The 14,866-nt window shown below is 64.2% G+C and carries 15 protein-coding genes; 7 read left to right on the top strand and 8 right to left on the bottom strand.

Annotated elements, in window-relative coordinates; genetic code table 11:
• Window positions 1-64 precede the first annotated feature (64 nt).
• From LB565_RS11805 to LB565_RS11790, 4 genes are read right to left on the bottom strand one after another with little or no spacing between them, the layout of a single operon-like run.
• Window positions 65-844, bottom strand: a complete 780-nt coding sequence (locus LB565_RS11805; RefSeq protein WP_224584026.1) for a hypothetical protein — start codon at window positions 842-844, stop codon at window positions 65-67.
• Complete coding sequence (gene fliI, locus LB565_RS11800; RefSeq protein WP_224584024.1) at window positions 825-2,231, bottom strand: flagellar protein export ATPase FliI; 1,407 nt, start codon at window positions 2,229-2,231, stop codon at window positions 825-827. Before fliI ends, LB565_RS11805 begins: the two co-directional genes overlap by 20 nt.
• A 4-nt stretch (window positions 2,232-2,235) precedes the next feature.
• Window positions 2,236-2,958 carry a flagellar basal-body rod protein FlgF gene (flgF, locus tag LB565_RS11795; RefSeq protein ID WP_224584023.1) on the bottom strand — a complete coding sequence of 241 codons (723 nt, stop codon included), beginning with the start codon at window positions 2,956-2,958 and terminating at the stop codon, window positions 2,236-2,238.
• Window positions 2,959-2,965: 7 nt separating this feature from the next.
• A complete protein-coding gene (locus LB565_RS11790) occupies window positions 2,966-4,087 on the bottom strand; it encodes a DUF1217 domain-containing protein (protein ID WP_224584022.1) in 1,122 nt (373 codons plus the stop codon).
• 147 nt (window positions 4,088-4,234) lie between these two features.
• On the opposite strand from LB565_RS11790, the gene motA reads away from it, so the two are divergent.
• From motA to LB565_RS11760, 6 genes are read left to right on the top strand one after another with little or no spacing between them, the layout of a single operon-like run.
• The gene (gene motA / locus LB565_RS11785) at window positions 4,235-5,110 is read left to right on the top strand and encodes a flagellar motor stator protein MotA (protein ID WP_095766389.1); all 876 of its coding nucleotides are present in this window, start codon (window positions 4,235-4,237) and stop codon (window positions 5,108-5,110) included.
• A gap of 34 nt (window positions 5,111-5,144) precedes the next feature.
• Window positions 5,145-6,083 carry a FliM/FliN family flagellar motor switch protein gene (locus LB565_RS11780; protein WP_318012149.1) on the top strand — a complete coding sequence of 313 codons (939 nt, stop codon included), beginning with the start codon at window positions 5,145-5,147 and terminating at the stop codon, window positions 6,081-6,083.
• A 30-nt stretch (window positions 6,084-6,113) separates the two neighbouring features.
• On the top strand, window positions 6,114-6,494 hold the full coding sequence (fliN, locus tag LB565_RS11775; RefSeq protein ID WP_095766391.1) for a flagellar motor switch protein FliN: 381 nt from the start codon (window positions 6,114-6,116) through the stop codon (window positions 6,492-6,494).
• Window positions 6,495-6,537: 43 nt separating this feature from the next.
• The gene (locus LB565_RS11770) at window positions 6,538-7,560 is read left to right on the top strand and encodes a flagellar motor switch protein FliG (RefSeq protein ID WP_224584020.1); all 1,023 of its coding nucleotides are present in this window, start codon (window positions 6,538-6,540) and stop codon (window positions 7,558-7,560) included.
• A 24-nt stretch (window positions 7,561-7,584) separates the two neighbouring features.
• Window positions 7,585-8,667 (top strand): flagellar biosynthesis protein FlhB, encoded by a 1,083-nt coding sequence (flhB, locus tag LB565_RS11765; RefSeq protein WP_224584019.1) that lies wholly within the window; start codon window positions 7,585-7,587, stop codon window positions 8,665-8,667.
• 17 nt (window positions 8,668-8,684) lie between these two features.
• Window positions 8,685-9,122: a hypothetical protein gene (locus LB565_RS11760; RefSeq protein ID WP_224584018.1), complete on the top strand. Its 438-nt coding sequence runs from the start codon at window positions 8,685-8,687 to the stop codon at window positions 9,120-9,122.
• A 160-nt stretch (window positions 9,123-9,282) separates the two neighbouring features.
• Here the strand turns inward: LB565_RS11760 and LB565_RS11755 are convergent, their stop codons facing one another.
• The 4 genes from LB565_RS11755 to LB565_RS11740 all read right to left on the bottom strand — a co-directional run bounded on the left by LB565_RS11755 (window position 9,283) and on the right by LB565_RS11740 (window position 12,926).
• Window positions 9,283-10,053: a helix-turn-helix transcriptional regulator gene (locus tag LB565_RS11755; protein WP_224584017.1), complete on the bottom strand. Its 771-nt coding sequence runs from the start codon at window positions 10,051-10,053 to the stop codon at window positions 9,283-9,285.
• A complete protein-coding gene (locus LB565_RS11750; protein WP_224584016.1) occupies window positions 10,050-10,760 on the bottom strand; it encodes a helix-turn-helix transcriptional regulator in 711 nt (236 codons plus the stop codon). The genes LB565_RS11755 and LB565_RS11750 overlap by 4 nt, the downstream gene beginning before the upstream one ends.
• A 438-nt stretch (window positions 10,761-11,198) precedes the next feature.
• On the bottom strand, window positions 11,199-12,230 hold the full coding sequence (locus LB565_RS11745) for a histone deacetylase family protein (protein ID WP_224584015.1): 1,032 nt from the start codon (window positions 12,228-12,230) through the stop codon (window positions 11,199-11,201).
• A gap of 42 nt (window positions 12,231-12,272) precedes the next feature.
• On the bottom strand, window positions 12,273-12,926 hold the full coding sequence (locus tag LB565_RS11740; protein ID WP_224584014.1) for a TetR/AcrR family transcriptional regulator: 654 nt from the start codon (window positions 12,924-12,926) through the stop codon (window positions 12,273-12,275).
• A gap of 252 nt (window positions 12,927-13,178) precedes the next feature.
• Between LB565_RS11740 and LB565_RS11735 the strand changes: the two genes are divergently transcribed.
• A complete protein-coding gene (locus LB565_RS11735) occupies window positions 13,179-14,846 on the top strand; it encodes an amidohydrolase (RefSeq protein WP_224584013.1) in 1,668 nt (555 codons plus the stop codon).
• The last annotated feature ends 20 nt before the right edge of the window (window positions 14,847-14,866 follow it).

Genomic DNA, 14,866 nt, shown 5'->3' with positions numbered 1-14,866 from the left:
CACAAGACTAGGCGGCCAGTCTTGCGCGGACCTTGCGCGGGGCGGGCCACTCGGCCCGGCATAATTACCTCGAGAGCTGGATCACCTTGTCGGTGCTGGTGACGATCACCCACTTGCCGCCGCGCTGCTCGATCGAGGCGACGCGGCTGGAATCCGGCAGGACAGAGCCGCGCTGGACGAGCCACAGACCTGTATCGTCCTCGATCATGGCGCGGCCGTTGGCGACATGCACCATCTTGAACTCCGACACGGCCGCGGGGAAGGGCTGGTCCCCGGGCGGCAGCGCAGGGTCGTTCTGCACCGTTCCGGTGGCAAAGAGGTCGATGTCGGCATTGGGAAGGTCCTTGGCCGTCAGCGGCCCGCCGCGTTCGGTCACGACGCCGCCGCCCTCGCGTCCGGAGTTGCTGCCGCTGCCGCCGAACTTGATGGCCTGAACACCGAACTGCTCCTGGTTGAAGAAGATGTACCAGGGAAACAGCGCGCAGATCAGGCCGAGCGTGATGCCGAGCGCGGCGATGACGAAATCGCTGCGGCGGTCGGCCCTCCTGTCGGCCAGGCGCGGGAACTGGGCTTTCGGCGGCTCCGGCCACTCGGTGCGGGGGAAAAGGCCGTCGAGCAAGGAATCGCGGCTGGTCTGCGCGACATCGGCGGTCTCGGCGGCGGATGTCCGCGGCGGATGCGGCCTGTCGGCTCTGGCCAGAAGCGCCGCTGTCTTCGGTGTCTTGGCACGCGTGGCCTTGTCCTTGGCAGTTCGTGCCGCGTCGGCCTCGGCCCTCTCGGCCTCGGCAAGCATGTCGCGCAACATGCGTTCGGTGTATTGGAGCTCAGTCTCCTTGATCGCCATTCAGCTTCCCCTTGAGATGGCGGGCGAGGTCGGCGAACGGATCGGCCGACGCGCGGTCCCTCGGCGATTGCGTGAGCGCCTCATAGATCAACGGCACCTGGCGCACCGCGTTGTCGAGCTCGGCGTCGGCGCCGCTCTGGTAAGCGCCCAGCAGGCGGATGTCGCGCGTGTCCTCGAAGCGGGCGATCATCGATTTCAGCTTTGTCACCAGCATGCGCTGCTCGGCGCTCCAGGCTTTGTCGGCAAGGCGTGAGATCGACGACAGCGGATTGACCGGCGGATAGCGGCCCTGCTCGGCGAGCGCTCGGTCGAGCACGACGTGGCCGTCGAGGATGCCGCGCACCGAATCGGCGACTGGATCATTATGGTCGTCACCGTCGACCAGCACGGAAATGATGGCGGTGATCGAACCCTTGCCCTCGGCTCCAGGCCCGGCGCGCTCGAGCAGCTTCGGCAGGTCGGTGAAGACGGAGGCCGGATAGCCGCGCGCGACCGGCGGCTCGCCCGTTCCGGTCGCCACCTCGCGCAGCGCATGCGCAAAGCGGGTGACGGAATCCAGCACCAGGAGCACGCGATGGCCCTGGTCGCGGAAATGCTCGGCCACGCACATGGCGGTGTCGGGCGCGCGCCGGCGCATCATGGCGCTTTCGTCGCTGGTGGCGACGACGGCGACGGTCTTGGCCATGCTCTGGGCGCCGATCGTATCCTCAAGGAATTCGCGCACCTCGCGGCCGCGCTCGCCGATCAGCGCCACGACCACCGTATCGAAGGCCGCGGCGCCGGCGAGCATGGCAAGCAGCGTCGACTTGCCGACGCCGGAACCCGCGAAGATGCCGAGCCGCTGGCCGAAGCAGAGTGGGGTGAAGATGTCGATCACCCTGACGCCGGTGAGGAAGCCGGTGCCGACGCGCTGGCGCGCCAGGGCGCCCGGCGTCGCGCCATGCGCGACCTCGGCGGCGTTCGGCCTGATCAAGGGCGGGCCGCCGTCGATGACACGGGTCAAGGCATCGATGGCGCGCCCGCGCCAGGAGACATGCGGGGTGATCGCGAGCGGGCCGCGGCGAAAGACGGCGTCGCCGATGCCCGCATCTGCGCTGCGTTCGAAGGGCGCGACCACCACCTCGTCGCTGCCGATCTTGACGATCTCGCCGCGTCGCGCGCCGGCCTTGCCGCGCTGCTCGACGATGTCGCCGAGCCTGGCAATCCCGGACAGGCCCCGGACCTTGTAATGCGTCGGCGATATCTCGGCGACGCGGCCGCCGCGTGCAAGCAGCGCCTGCGGATCGTCGAACCGCCGCCAGACGCGTTCGAGCGCGGCCAGCCTGTCGGTCCGTTCGGTATCCGGCGGGTTCTCGGAGGCGCGCAGCAGGGACGAGCCGGTCGTCATGCGGTCACTTCGAGCCGAGCGTCTTGATCGCGTCGTCGGTGGAGGAATCGGTCTGCCGCATCAGCGCCGCCGTGTTTTCGAAAGCGCGCTGCACCTGGATCAGCCGGGTCATTTCCAGCACCGGGTTGACGTTCGATTCTTCCAGAAATCCTTGAGCGATACCGACATCCGAACGATCGGTGACGGGTTCGGGCGTGCGCGCCGGAACGATGCCCGAATTGCCATAGCGCACGAAATTTTCGCCGGGGTCGAAATTGTAGAGGCCGATGGCGCCGACCAGCTGGTCGTTCTGCCTGAGCGAGCCGTCGGCGCCTGCCTTGGGCGGGCCGTTGCGCGGATCGAGCTGGATCGGAGCGCCGCCGCTGTCCAGCACCGGGTAGCCTTCGATAGACATCAATTCGCCGTTCTCGTTCATGGAGAAGCGGCCGTCGCGCGTCATCACCGTGCCGGCGGGCGTGTCAATGGCGAACCAGGCGTCGCCCTGCACGGCAAAGTCGAACGGGTTGCCGGTTTCGGTCAGCGCGCCATGCGCGCCGGAAAGATAGGTCTTGCCGGACGAGGCGAAGGAAACCGACTTCGGCCCGGTGCCCGAGACCACGTCCTCGAACTTCACGCCGGTGGCGCGAAAGCCGATGGTCGAGGCGTTGGCAACGTTGTCGGCTATGGTGTCGAGACGGCGCTCGAGCGCGATCTGAGAGGAAAGGGCGACGTAAAGGCTGTCCTGCATGATCTTCTCAGAACTTCAACTGCTGCATGGCCATCATCAGGTCGGTGGATATGCCGACACTGGTCGGCTGCGCGAAGAGCACGCTGACCGACGTCACCGCCGTCGAGGTGGGGTGGTTGATCTCGTACATGCTGGTGAAACGGGTCAGGAATTTGCTGAGCTTGTCGGGATCGGTGAAGTCCTTGATGTCGAGCTTCTGCTCGAACAGCTGCGCCTGCTTGTCGATGTCGGCGGTAGCGAAAGAGTCGGGCAGGCCGAGCGCGGTACGCGCCACGCTGGCCAAAGCGGTGTCGGCCAGCACATCGTACCAGCTGGTGATGTCCGGCGCCTTGCGCTGGAAATAGAGCGCCAGCCGCACGCCTTCGTTGGTCTGGCCGGCGTCCTCTTCCAAGGTCTGGCGCAGGTATTTGTCGACGGTCGGCTGCTGCGCTGGAACATAGGTGGTGGCATTTGCGCCGTACTGCTCGAAGTTGAGGGCCGAGGCCAGCCCGGTATAGGCCTTGTTGGTCTGCTTGTTGGCGACGCTGTCCGGATCGCGCACGCCGCCCTCAAGGACCTGCTTGATCAGGTCCTTGTCTTCGGTGGCGGAATCGAGACCGAATGCGGCCAGCGCGTAGGTGTAGAGCCGGTCGTTCGACATCAGGTCGTCGACCGATTTCACCTTGGTGATGTTGGCGAGATAATATGTCGTCTCGCCCTTCACATAGTCGGAATCCGGGTCGAGGCCGGCGATCTCAGCCTGGATTGCGTAATTCTTCGTGACCAGCTGCTGCGCCGGATTGTAGACCGTCGCATCGGCGCCATCCGCCGCGAAGTTGAATGCGCGGACGAATTGGGCGTAGCGCTTGTCGGTCAGCTTGTTGGCGAAGCTGTTGGGGTCGGAGACGCCTTCCTTGAGCGCCTTGACCATGAAGGCCTTGGCATAGTCCATGTTCTCCAGCCCGTAAGCCTTCATGGCGTATTTGAACAGGCGGTCGTTTTTGACGAAATCGTCGATCGATTTCACCTTGGTGATGTTGGCCAGATAGTATTGGGTGTCGCGATCGACCGTCGGCTGCTGCTCGATGCGGGCGATGGACTTGGGGATGTCTTTGGCGATCAACTGGTAGCTGAGGTAGGTACTAAGCAAAGGGCATGCCTCCGGCCGAAGCTATCCCCGCACAATAGCGTCACTTCCTTGCGCGAAGCTGAATCGCTTCCGCTGCCTGCGATTCAAGCCTCACACAAGGCACGGCGACTATTCCTGATCACGACGTGACATGCGGAAGGACCTGTCGTGGGCATTCTGATTGGACTTGTGGTGACGCTCGGCTGCGTTCTCGGCGGCTTCATGGCCATGGGCGGGCATCTGCATGTGTTGCTGCAGCCTTGGGAAGCGGTGGTCATCTGCGGCGCGGCGCTCGGCACCTTCCTCGTTGCCAATCCGATGAAGACGGTCAAGGACACCGGCAAGGGCATTCTCGAAGCCTTTAAGCAGGCCGTGCCGAAGGAGCGCGACTATCTCGAGACGCTGGGCGTGCTGCACAGCCTGATGCGCGAATTGCGCTCGAAGTCGCGCAGCGAGGTCGAGGCGCATATCGACAATCCGGAAGAGTCCGCAATTTTCCAGGCCTTCCCGACCGTGCTCAAGAACCATGACTTGACGCATTTCATCTGCGACTACTGCCGCATCATCATCATCGGCAATGCCCGCTCGCATGAGATCGAAGCGCTGATGGATGAAGAGATCCAGACGATCCGCACCGACAAGCTGAAGGCCTATCACGCGATGGTCGCGGTCGGCGACGGCCTGCCGGCGCTTGGCATCGTGGCGGCCGTGCTCGGCGTCGTGAAGGCGATGGGCGCGCTCGACCAGTCGCCGGAAATCCTCGGCGGCCTGATCGGCGCGGCGCTCGTCGGAACCTTCCTCGGCATCTTCCTGTCCTATGCGGTGGTCGGTCCGGTCGCCACCAAGATCAAGACGGTGCGCGAGAAGAAGAACCGCCTCTACATCATCGTCAAGCAGACGCTGCTTGCATATATGAACGGGGCCCTGCCGCAGGTGGCGATCGAATTCGGCCGCAAGACGATATCCTCCTACGAACGTCCGACGATCGATGCCGTGGAGCAGAGCACCATGAACGCCGGCACCGCCGAGAAGAAGGCGGCCTGAGCATGCAGCATCCGAGACAGGGCCGCCTGCCGTCATGACCAGTCCGGCCAGTCCGCCAGAAACGCGGGCCTTGATCATCGAGCGGCTCGTCGGCGACAGCGGCGAGGCCGCGCAGGTGATCGGCGCCGGCCGCGGCATGGCCGAGCGGGCGCTGCCGGTGCTGCAGAAAGCGCTTGCGGGCGAGCTCGGCGCGCCGGTGACGGTCGATCTGCAAGTGGTGGAGGTCGGCCGCGTTCCCGAGGCGCGTTCGCGCGCCGGCGATGCCTTCGCCCTGACCATCATTTCCTCACCTTCTTCGGCCGACGCCATGACACTGGTGATGGATGCACAAGCGGTCGCCGTCATGGTGAGCGCGCTGTTCGGCGGCGACCCCGACCAGCCGGTGGCGCCGATCGAGCGCGACCTGTCGCAGATCGAGGCCGATGTCGCGACCAGCGTGTTCCAGGAGGTCGCGACGGCGCTCAACGGATCCGGCAAGCGCTCGCTCGAGCTGCGCCTGCCGGTGCCGAAAGCCATGTCCGGCAACGAGGCGAGGCGGCGCGTGTTGCGCGACGGCGCCGCCGTGCGCATCGTCTATGGCCTGTCGATGCCGTCCGGAAGCGGCACGCTCACCGTGATGATTCCGCAGCGTCTGCTGCTTTCCTCGCGCAGCGGCGAGACCAGCACGGGCGAGGAGGGCGGGACCACGGAATTCGACTGGCGGGCCCGCTTCTCCGAAGAGGTGATGCGCTCGACCGTCAGGCTCGAAGCGACGATGCCGCTCGCCCGGCTGACGCTCGGCGACCTCGCCGCGTTCGAGCCCGGCCAGGTGATCGAATTGGAGGAGAACGCCCAGCTCAATGCCAGGCTCAGCGCCCGCGACAAGACACTGTTTGTCTGCGAGTTCGGCAAGTTGGGGCAGAACTACACCGTCCGCGTCAGCCATCCTCATGACGCCGGACAGGATTTCATCGACGGACTGATGCCGGGCTGAAGCCAGGCACGGGATTCATGGAGACGACAGATGGCAAAAACCAAGGTGGAAGCCGAACCCGATCAGCCCGACGAGCAACTCGACCGCGCCATCGAGGAACTGCGCGGCGTGCTGCGCGAAGAGGAAAGGCGTCCGGACGCCGCCCTTCAGTCGAGCGCCAATTCCTCCATCATCATGACCATTCCGGTCGACGTCCAGATCATCCTCGGCAGCACGGAGATGCCCGTGTCGGAGCTGATGGCGCTGCAGAAGGGTTCCACGGTCGCGCTCAATCGCCGTATCGGCGAACCGGTCGACGTCGTGGTCAACGGCCGCAGAATAGCGCGCGGCGAGATCACGGTGCTGGAAAGCGATCCGACGCGCTTCGGCATCCGGCTTACCGAGATCATCGCGGCGACGAAGAGCGCCTGACAATGGTCGGCGGGCGGACCAATCGACAGCGAGGGCAACACGCATGACGACGGCATTGGCGCTGACACGTCCGCAAAAGGCGGCAGCCATATTGGTGGCCATGGGCAAGCCCGCGGCCAGCCGCCTGCTCAAATTCTTCAAGCAGGACGAGCTGAAGGCGCTGATCGAGGGCGCGCGTCTCTTACGCACCATTCCGCAGGCCGATCTGGAGCGCATCGTCGCCGAGTTCGAAGCCGAATTCACCGAGGGCGCCGGTCTGCTCGATTCAGCCGACCGGATGGATACGATCCTGAACGAATCGCTGTCGCCCGAGGAGATGAGCGCCATCATGGGCGAGAGGAAGTTCGAGCCGGTCCCGGAAGGGCCGCCGCCGATATGGCCGGACCTCGAGAAGCTCGAGCCGTCGCGGCTCGGCAGCTTCCTTGCCGGCGAGCATCCGCAGACGTCGGCCATGGTGCTGTCGAAGCTGGCGCCGCAGACAGCCGCCAATGTGCTGCTGACAATCGAGAAGCCGATGCGCAGCCAGATCATCAAGCGCATGGTGACGATGGCCAGCATCCCGGACGTGGCGTCCAGGATCGTCGAGAACCAGCTGCGCGTGAGCGTGCTGTCGCAGAAGGCCAGCCGGGACACCACGGCCGGCCAGGAGCGCGTCGCCAGCATGCTCAACGAAATGGCGAAGCCCGAACTGGACGAACTGATGCAGGACCTGGAGCAGGCCGGCACGCCCGATCTCGCCGGCGTCAAGTCGCGGCTGTTCGCCTTCGACGATCTGCCGCTGCTGCCGCAGAAAGCCCGCGTCCTGCTGTTCGACGGGCTGTCGACCGAACTCGTCACGCTGGCGCTGCGCGGCGCGCCACCGGAGCTCGTCGAATCGGCGCTGTCGGCGATCGGCGCGCGTTCCCGCCGCATGATCGAATCCGAACTGGGACAGGGATCGGAAGGCATTGCGCTTGCCGACATCATGGCGGCGCGCAAGAGAATATCGGTCGCCGCCATCCGGCTGTCGCGCGAAGGAGCTTTCGAGCTGCCCTCGACGCAGACCGCCACCGCCGAAGCCGCCTGACGATAACCACCCGGTCAGAGCGCCATGGCTGAAGCGGTCGACAAGGATTCCAAAACCGAGGAAGCCACAGAAAAGAAGATCCGCGACACGATCGAACAGGGCAAGCTGCCCCATTCGCGTGAGACCGCGATCTTTGCTTCCTTCCTCGCCATATTGGTTTTCGCCGTTTTCTACGCCAAGGATGCGATCGTCGATCTCGGCATGTTCCTGTCGACGTTCCTGGAAAAGCCGGAAGCCTGGCCGATGGATACCGAGACCGACGTCATCTCGCTCTACAAGCAGGTGATGACCGAGATCGGCCGCGCCGTCGTCAGCCTGCTGGTGCTCTTGACGGTTGCCGGCATCGGCGCCTCGGTCTTCCAGAACATGCCGCAAATCGTCGGCGAGCGGATCAGGCCGCAGCTGTCGCGCATCTCGATCGCCAAGGGATGGAGCCGGATGTTCGGCATGCAGGGGTGGGTCGAGTTCCTGAAGTCGCTGGCCAAGCTCGGCTTTGCCATCGCGGTGCTGAGCTTCACGCTCTCGGAAGATCATCGCAAGCTGCTCGCCGGCATGATCACCAACCCGGTCTCGTTCGGGCTGGTCATCCGCGGCATCTTTGTCGACATCCTCGCGGCAATCGTCTTCGTCATGGGACTGATCGCGGTGGTCGACATCGTCTGGTCGCGCTTCCACTGGCGACGCGACCTGCGGATGACCAAGCAGGAGGTCAAGGACGAGTTGAAGCAGTCGGAAGGCGACCCGATCGTCAAATCGCGGCTGCGCTCGCTGGCGCGCGACCGGGCGCGCAGACGCATGATGACGGCCGTGCCGCGCGCGACACTGGTGATCGCCAATCCGACGCACTATTCGATCGCGCTGAAATATGTGCGCGAGGAGGATTCCGCGCCGATCGTGCTGGCCAAGGGGCAGGATCTTGTGGCGCTCAAGATCCGCGAGATCGCCAGGGAGAACAACATCCCGATCTTCGAGGACGTCGCGCTCGCGCGCTCCATGTACAAGCAAGTTTCGGTTGATAGCGTGATCCCGTCGCAATTCTACCAGGCGGTCGCCGAGTTGGTGCGGATCGTCTACTCGAAGAAGGCCGCGCGCAAAGCAACCCAATGAACGGACGCCGCTAACCCATGGACCGGCAACCACACGCCAACTCCCGCGAGCTGATCGTCGCCAGCGCCATCGAGCCGGTGGTGGGCGAATTGAGGCTCATCGACGTTGCCGACTATATCGCCTTCATCCGGCTCGAGCATCTCGCCTGTCTGTCGGACCTCGTGGATTCGGCGGTCGAGCTTTACTTCCGGCCGGGGACGCTTCGGCTCGGCCATGGCGCAGAGGCGCATGTCGACTGGAGCGGCAGCCCGCGCATCGTGCTCGATCTGGAGCTGCGGCCGCGCGGCGTGACGGTTTACTTCCAACTCACGCTGACCGAGCGCGAAGCATCCGTGACGGTCAATTACGTGTCGTTCGAAAAGCCTGGCGAGACGCCGGAGCACAACACGGCCTTGCTCGAGGACGCGATCGAAGAGGCTCGCATCCGAAGGACCGAGACGCTCGCATTCCCCTGAGATTTGATTGCAGGCGAGCCGACCTAAGCGCGTCGCGATCTTTCAGATTCGCTCCCTGCGCTTTAGGCTTTTGATTTGCGCATGTCTTTGCGCCGAAACCGGTTCCCACTTTCGGGAGACATGCTTTAGCCGCGGCACGTTCAGCGCCGCGGGCGTGACGTCACTCGATCAGGCCGAGCCGCAAAGCCTTGGCGACAGCCTGGTTGCGGTTGACCGCGTTGAGCTTCTGCGTCGACTGCGTGAGATACTGGTTGGCGGTATGCACCGACAGCTTGAGGAGCTTGGCGATCTCCTCGCTGGTGTTGCCGTTGGCGGTCAGTTTCAAGCATTCGAGCTCGCGCTTGGAGATCGAGCGCATCCGGCCGGTATCGCCGGGGCGGATGCGCGCGACGGCCGCGAAGAGATCGAAGGAGCGGGCGTGGATCTCGCAAAGCGTGTCGTCGGACAGCGCGATCTCCGAGCCCAGGAAGACGACCAGCCCGCATTGTCCGCGATCGGCATGCACCGGCAAGGCGATGCCGTTGGTGCCGGGCGCCAGCGGCGCGGTCGGCTCAGCCCAGGCGAGCGACTGAAAGGCCTGCCGCGATCCGGCGGCGCCGTCGTCGGCCCACCAGAGCGGCGCCGTCGAGAGGCGGCTGTGGCGCACCATATCCTCGCCATTGGCGCCGGAGATGAACTTCGTCGCGACCGCGGTGCCGGGATAGTCGGAATCGAAACACGCGACCAGCCGCGCGCGCTCGGGCGAGGGGCTGACGAAATAGAGGCCGAAGGCTGAGGCATTGATATCGACGGCGATCCAGCGGCAGCGGCGCACGGCATCGGGAATGGTGACGGCGTGGTGGGTCTCCGAGCCGAGCGAGAAGGCGCCGAAGGGATTGTGCTGATCGTTGAAAAGGGCGGCTGCCGCCTCTTTGACCTGTGCGTGCTTCAAATGATGCCGCTCCTGATCGCCGTCGCGATCGCCATCGCGCGGTTGCTGGCCGCGAACTTCTGGATGGCGTGCGTGATGTAGCTGTTGACGGTGTTCGACGAGACGCCGAGGATGACGGCCACCTCATCGGTGGTCTTGCCTTCCGAGACCCAGAACAGGCATTCGCGCTCGCGGTCCGACAGCGGATCCTGCATGGATGCCGCCGCGATCAACTGCGGAATGCTGGAAAGTGCATAGCAGCACTTGATCTGCGCCTTCATCAGGGCGGCCAGGTCGATCTTGCCCGCCTCGGCGGCCGAGAACAGCACGAACAGGCGCTGCCGGCCGACATTGAGCCGCAGCGAATAGATTTCGGCGTGGCCAAGCACGTCGAGCAGGCGGGCCTCCTCGCCGGTCAGCAATGCGCCGGCGTCGGGCGCGTGCGCGGCCACCAACGGTTTCGGACGCACGCCCGGTGCCACGGTCAAGGGACCCAGCGCCAAATTGGCAATCAGCCTTTTGCCGATCAGCTCTATGGCGTCGAAGATCCAGTTCGAGGACACGATGCGCGCATCGTTGCGGTCCTGGTCGTGCACGATGGCGACCAGCATGTAGCTGTCGGCGCCGATATCGGCGGCAAGCTGCATGAAGAAACTGGTGAGATCGCCGCGGGACGCCAGGCGCGAGCCTGAAGCGTCGGGTTGGAGAAGCGCGGCGGGACTGCTCATTTTAATTCTTGGGTTCTTGCCGGAATCGATCCTTGTGCCCGGTGCTGGCAAAAACCAACAGCCGGACCCGAAACGCGTCACGTTTACGAAGACACACTCACGGGCGCGAACGGCGCCCAACCGCGCCGAATCCTTCTAGGGAACGCGAAACCGTCCGCGTCTGGTACCGGCCTGGCGCCGGAACTTGAGACTTTGCGTGGTTGCCGCGCCCCCCGTGGACCGGCTGATTCGGGTCTAATCTACCCGCAGATGAATCTGACATCAAACGCGATTTGACAAAATCGAATCCGATGGACTCGCATTGCGACTCAGCAGCCGGTCTTCGCGTTATTTGGCGGTGGTTCAAGGCTGAATTGAGCCGATGATTTCGAGGCGAGGTCGTAAAAAAATACGCCCCCGGTTGCATCCGGGAGCGTACGGCCTTGAACAGGAGACGGCTTAGCGATCCTCGAAGCCGGTCAGCACGCCGACGGCGTTGAGGCCGATCTCTTCCACGGCGTAGCCGCCTTCCATGACGAACAATGTCGGCAGGCCGAGCTTGGCGATGCGGCGGCCGATCTTGGGATAGTCGACGCTCTTCAGCTTGAACTGGCTGATCGGGTCCTTCTCGAAAGTGTCGACGCCGAGCGAGACGATGACGACATCGGGGCCGTAGGCGGTGAGCTTGGCGCAGGCATCCTCCAGCGAGGCGCTCCAGCCGTCCCAATCGGTGCCGAAAGGCATCGGGTAATTGATATTGAAGCCTTCGCCTTCGCCTTCGCCGCGCTCGTCGGCATGGCCGAGGAAGAACGGGTACTCGATCATCGGGTCACCATGCAGGTTGAGCACCTGGACGTCGCCGCGGCGATAGAAGATCTCCTGCGTGCCGTTGCCGTGATGGTAGTCGACATCGAGGATCGAAACGCGCTTGGCGCCCTGGTCGCGGAACCATTGCGCGACCACGGCGGCGTTGTTGATGAAGCAATAGCCGCCCATGAAGGCAGCGCCGGCATGATGGCCGGGCGGGCGGCAAAGCGCGAAGGCGGTGCGCTCGCCGTCCTTGACCAGGGCGGCAGCGGTCAGCGCCACTTCATAGGAGGACTTGATCGCCGCCCAGGTGCCTTCGACGAAGGTGGCGCCGGCATCGAAGGAGTAATAGCCGAGCAAGGCATCGATGCGCTTCGGCGGCACGTCGCCGCGCAGGCCGCGCGTCGGCCAGGTGAAGCCCATGGCCGATCCCGTGAAGCCGGCGGCGACCCATTCCGGCCATACCGTCGGCAGGAAATCGATGTAGGGGGCTTCATGCACACGTTTTGCGGCGGCGAGGTCATGCTGGGTCGGTCCGATGATCGGGCCGAGTTTCTCGCTCTCCACCCGCGCCTTGATGAATTCGGCCCGCGACGGCTTCTCGAAACCCGGCACGATAGCCGACGTGACCAGTTCCATCTGGCCTGAATGGCCGGCATGAAGTGGCGAATAGACAGTTTTCATGGAAACTCCCCTGGAAATGCGAAATCGGTTGGAAGTGTGAAATCACTCGAGATTGAGATGAGGGCTGACCAGAGCGAGCCACATGGCTTCCACATCGTCCTCGATGAGGTTGTATGTCCTGCGATCCCTCTTCAGCCCGACAAGCCGGCAGACATGGCCGACTTCCATCATCAGCACGCCGAGCCGGCTGGCGACCTTGTCTTCGAGAGCCGGATTCACATGCTGCAGCCACGCGGCGTAAAGGGCGATGATGTCTTTGTCATATTCGTCCTGGATCGGCCTCAGGTCGGCGTTGCCGGATATGGCCTCGATCACCGGCATCAGCGTGGCGTTCTCGAGATAGAGCCTGGATGTGTCGATGAAGAGCTTGCGCACTTCGCGCCGGAACTCCTCACGGTTGGTCGGCCGGGGGGCGTTGATGCGTTTCCGGATCACCTCGGGAAAAGACGACAGCCAGCGCCGGGCCAGGTCCAGAAGAATGGCTTCCTTGTTGGGAAAGTATTGATAAACCGAACCGACCGACAGGCCCGCGCGCTGCGCGATGGCGAGCGTCGTCGGCGTTCTGGTTCCTTGCTCCCGCGTCAGGATCAGGGCCGCATCGAGAATCCTGTCGACCACCTTGCTTGACCGTTGCTGCCGCGGCTGCTTGCGCGGTTCGAGCGCTATTTTGGTCTTGCGGTCGAGACTGCGCTTCACTGCCCGTCGCCCCCGTTCCCCGCTCGGCCCCACCATCGGCGCGCGGTGCAGTCCACTATACATTCCAAATTCCGGCTGTTGACAAACGCGAATAAACAGTCGCATTCTTTATCCACGCTGTCTTCAACGATAACAAGGGGAATTTCGAAGACGGCGCATCGGCATCGATTTTTGTCCCATGGCGCCGCCCCCGGTAGAGCGGCAGCTCGTTGGACGTGCGCTGCCGGTCACTCAGCAAAATGTGGAGTCGCGATGTCGGTTGCGAATGGTGGTGCGGATCTGGTGGTCGTCAACGGCCGTGTGCTGACCATGGACGACGACAATCCCGCCGCCGAGGCTGTTGCCGTCAAGGACGGCGCCATCATTGCCATCGGCAGCCGCGCTTCCATCGAAGAGCTCAAAGGGCCGGCGACAAAGGTTGTCGACGCTCTGGGCGGCTCGGTCCTGCCGGGATTCATCGAAGCGCATATGCATCTGTTCGGCGGCGCGGCCGAGCTCGACAATCTGCATCTGGCCGGCGTGCATGGCTTCGACGCGCTGCGCGACGCGATCCAGGATTTCGCGGCGAAGCGGCCGGACGCCAGGCTTCTGATCGGCGCCGGCGTCGACTACGCCATCCTGCCGGAGCCGGTGACCCGCCACGATCTCGACCGCATCATTCCCGACCGGCCCTTCGCCATGTCGGCTTCGGATCACCACACGATGTGGGCGAACACCAAGGCGCTGGAAGAGGCCGGGCTGCTCCATGGCCGGCAGGTCGGACAGGGCAATGAGGTCGTCATGGGCGCCGACGGGCTTGCCGCCGGCGAACTGCGCGAAGGCGAAGCCTTCGGACCGGTCCTCGACCATTACGGGGCGAACCGGACACGGCTTGGCCTCGAGGGCGCCGAGCCGGATCCTTATCCTTCGGCGAAGGAACTGGCAGCCGATCGCGACCTGATGCACCGCGGGCTTGAATGGTGCGCCAAGCATGGCATCACCTCGATCCAGAACATGGACGGCAATCTCTACCAGCTCGAGCTGCTGGCCGGGCTGGAAGAAGAGGGACGGCTGCTGTGCCGCACCAAGATCCCTTTCCACTTCAAGAATTTCATGAAGCTGGACATGCTGGAAAAAGCCTCGCGGATGGCCCAGACCTATCATTCCGATTGGCTGTCGTCCGGCATGGTCAAGCTCTTCTATGACGGCGTGCTGGATTCCTGGACGGCGGTGATGGTGGACGACTATGCCGACCGGCCCGGATGGCGCGGCGAGCCGCTGTTTTCGCCGGAACATTTCGCCGAGGTGGCGGTCGAGGCCGACAGGCGCGGCCTGCAGATCGCTGTGCACTCGATCGGCGACGGCGCCGTGCGGGCGGTGCTCGACGGCTATCAGGCGGCGCTGAAGAAGAACGGTCGGCGCGACAGCCGGCATCGCGTCGAGCATATCGAAGTGATCACGGCCCCGGACGTGCCGCGCTTCGCCGAGCTCGGCGTGTTGGCGTCGATGCAGCCGGCGCATCCGCCCGGCGCCATGAACTTCCCGCTCGAGCCGACGATCTCGCGCATCGGCCGCGACAAGTGGCCGTTGAGCTATGCCTGGCGCACGCTGAAAAACGCCGGCGCGCGCGTGGTTTTCGCGTCCGACTGGCCGGTTTCGCCGGTCGATCCGATCCTGTCCATCCAGGCGGCAGTGATGCGCAAGCCTTGGGCAGAAGGCATGCCGGACCAGAGCTTCTCGTTGCAGGAGGCAATAGCGGGCTACACGGTCGAGGGCGCCTATGCCGAGTTCAACGAACATCGCAAGGGTCGCCTCAAAACGGGATATCTCGCCGATATCGTCGTTTTGTCGGCCGATATCGAGGCGACCGCGCCGGAAGCGCTGAACACCGTGCATCCGGTGACCACTATCTGCGGAGGGAGGATCACCTACCAAGCCTAACGATGGCATAGGAATTGCTT

The sequence above is a fragment of the Mesorhizobium sp. CA14 genome, from assembly GCF_020165195.1.
Taxonomy (GTDB): domain Bacteria; phylum Pseudomonadota; class Alphaproteobacteria; order Rhizobiales; family Rhizobiaceae; genus Mesorhizobium.
Note: the sequence above shows the minus strand (reverse complement) of the source record. Positions and strands in the feature narration are given on the sequence as shown.

Bases quoted from the DNA above. Each gene is read 5' to 3' on its own strand.
- LB565_RS11805 (WP_224584026.1), bottom strand. From the start codon at position 844: ATGGCGATCAAGGAGACTGAGCTCCAATACACCGAACGCATGTTGCGC.
- fliI (WP_224584024.1), bottom strand. From the start codon at position 2,231: ATGACGACCGGCTCGTCCCTGCTGCGCGCCTCCGAGAACCCGCCGGAT.
- LB565_RS11760 (WP_224584018.1), top strand. From the start codon at position 8,685: ATGGACCGGCAACCACACGCCAACTCCCGCGAGCTGATCGTCGCCAGC.
- fliN (WP_095766391.1), top strand. From the start codon at position 6,114: ATGGCAAAAACCAAGGTGGAAGCCGAACCCGATCAGCCCGACGAGCAA.
- LB565_RS11770 (WP_224584020.1), top strand. From the start codon at position 6,538: ATGACGACGGCATTGGCGCTGACACGTCCGCAAAAGGCGGCAGCCATA.
- flgF (WP_224584023.1), bottom strand. From the start codon at position 2,958: ATGCAGGACAGCCTTTACGTCGCCCTTTCCTCTCAGATCGCGCTCGAG.
- LB565_RS11750 (WP_224584016.1), bottom strand. From the start codon at position 10,760: ATGAGCAGTCCCGCCGCGCTTCTCCAACCCGACGCTTCAGGCTCGCGC.
- LB565_RS11735 (WP_224584013.1), top strand. From the start codon at position 13,179: ATGTCGGTTGCGAATGGTGGTGCGGATCTGGTGGTCGTCAACGGCCGT.
- LB565_RS11745 (WP_224584015.1), bottom strand. From the start codon at position 12,230: ATGAAAACTGTCTATTCGCCACTTCATGCCGGCCATTCAGGCCAGATG.
- LB565_RS11780 (WP_318012149.1), top strand. From the start codon at position 5,145: ATGACCAGTCCGGCCAGTCCGCCAGAAACGCGGGCCTTGATCATCGAG.
- flhB (WP_224584019.1), top strand. From the start codon at position 7,585: ATGGCTGAAGCGGTCGACAAGGATTCCAAAACCGAGGAAGCCACAGAA.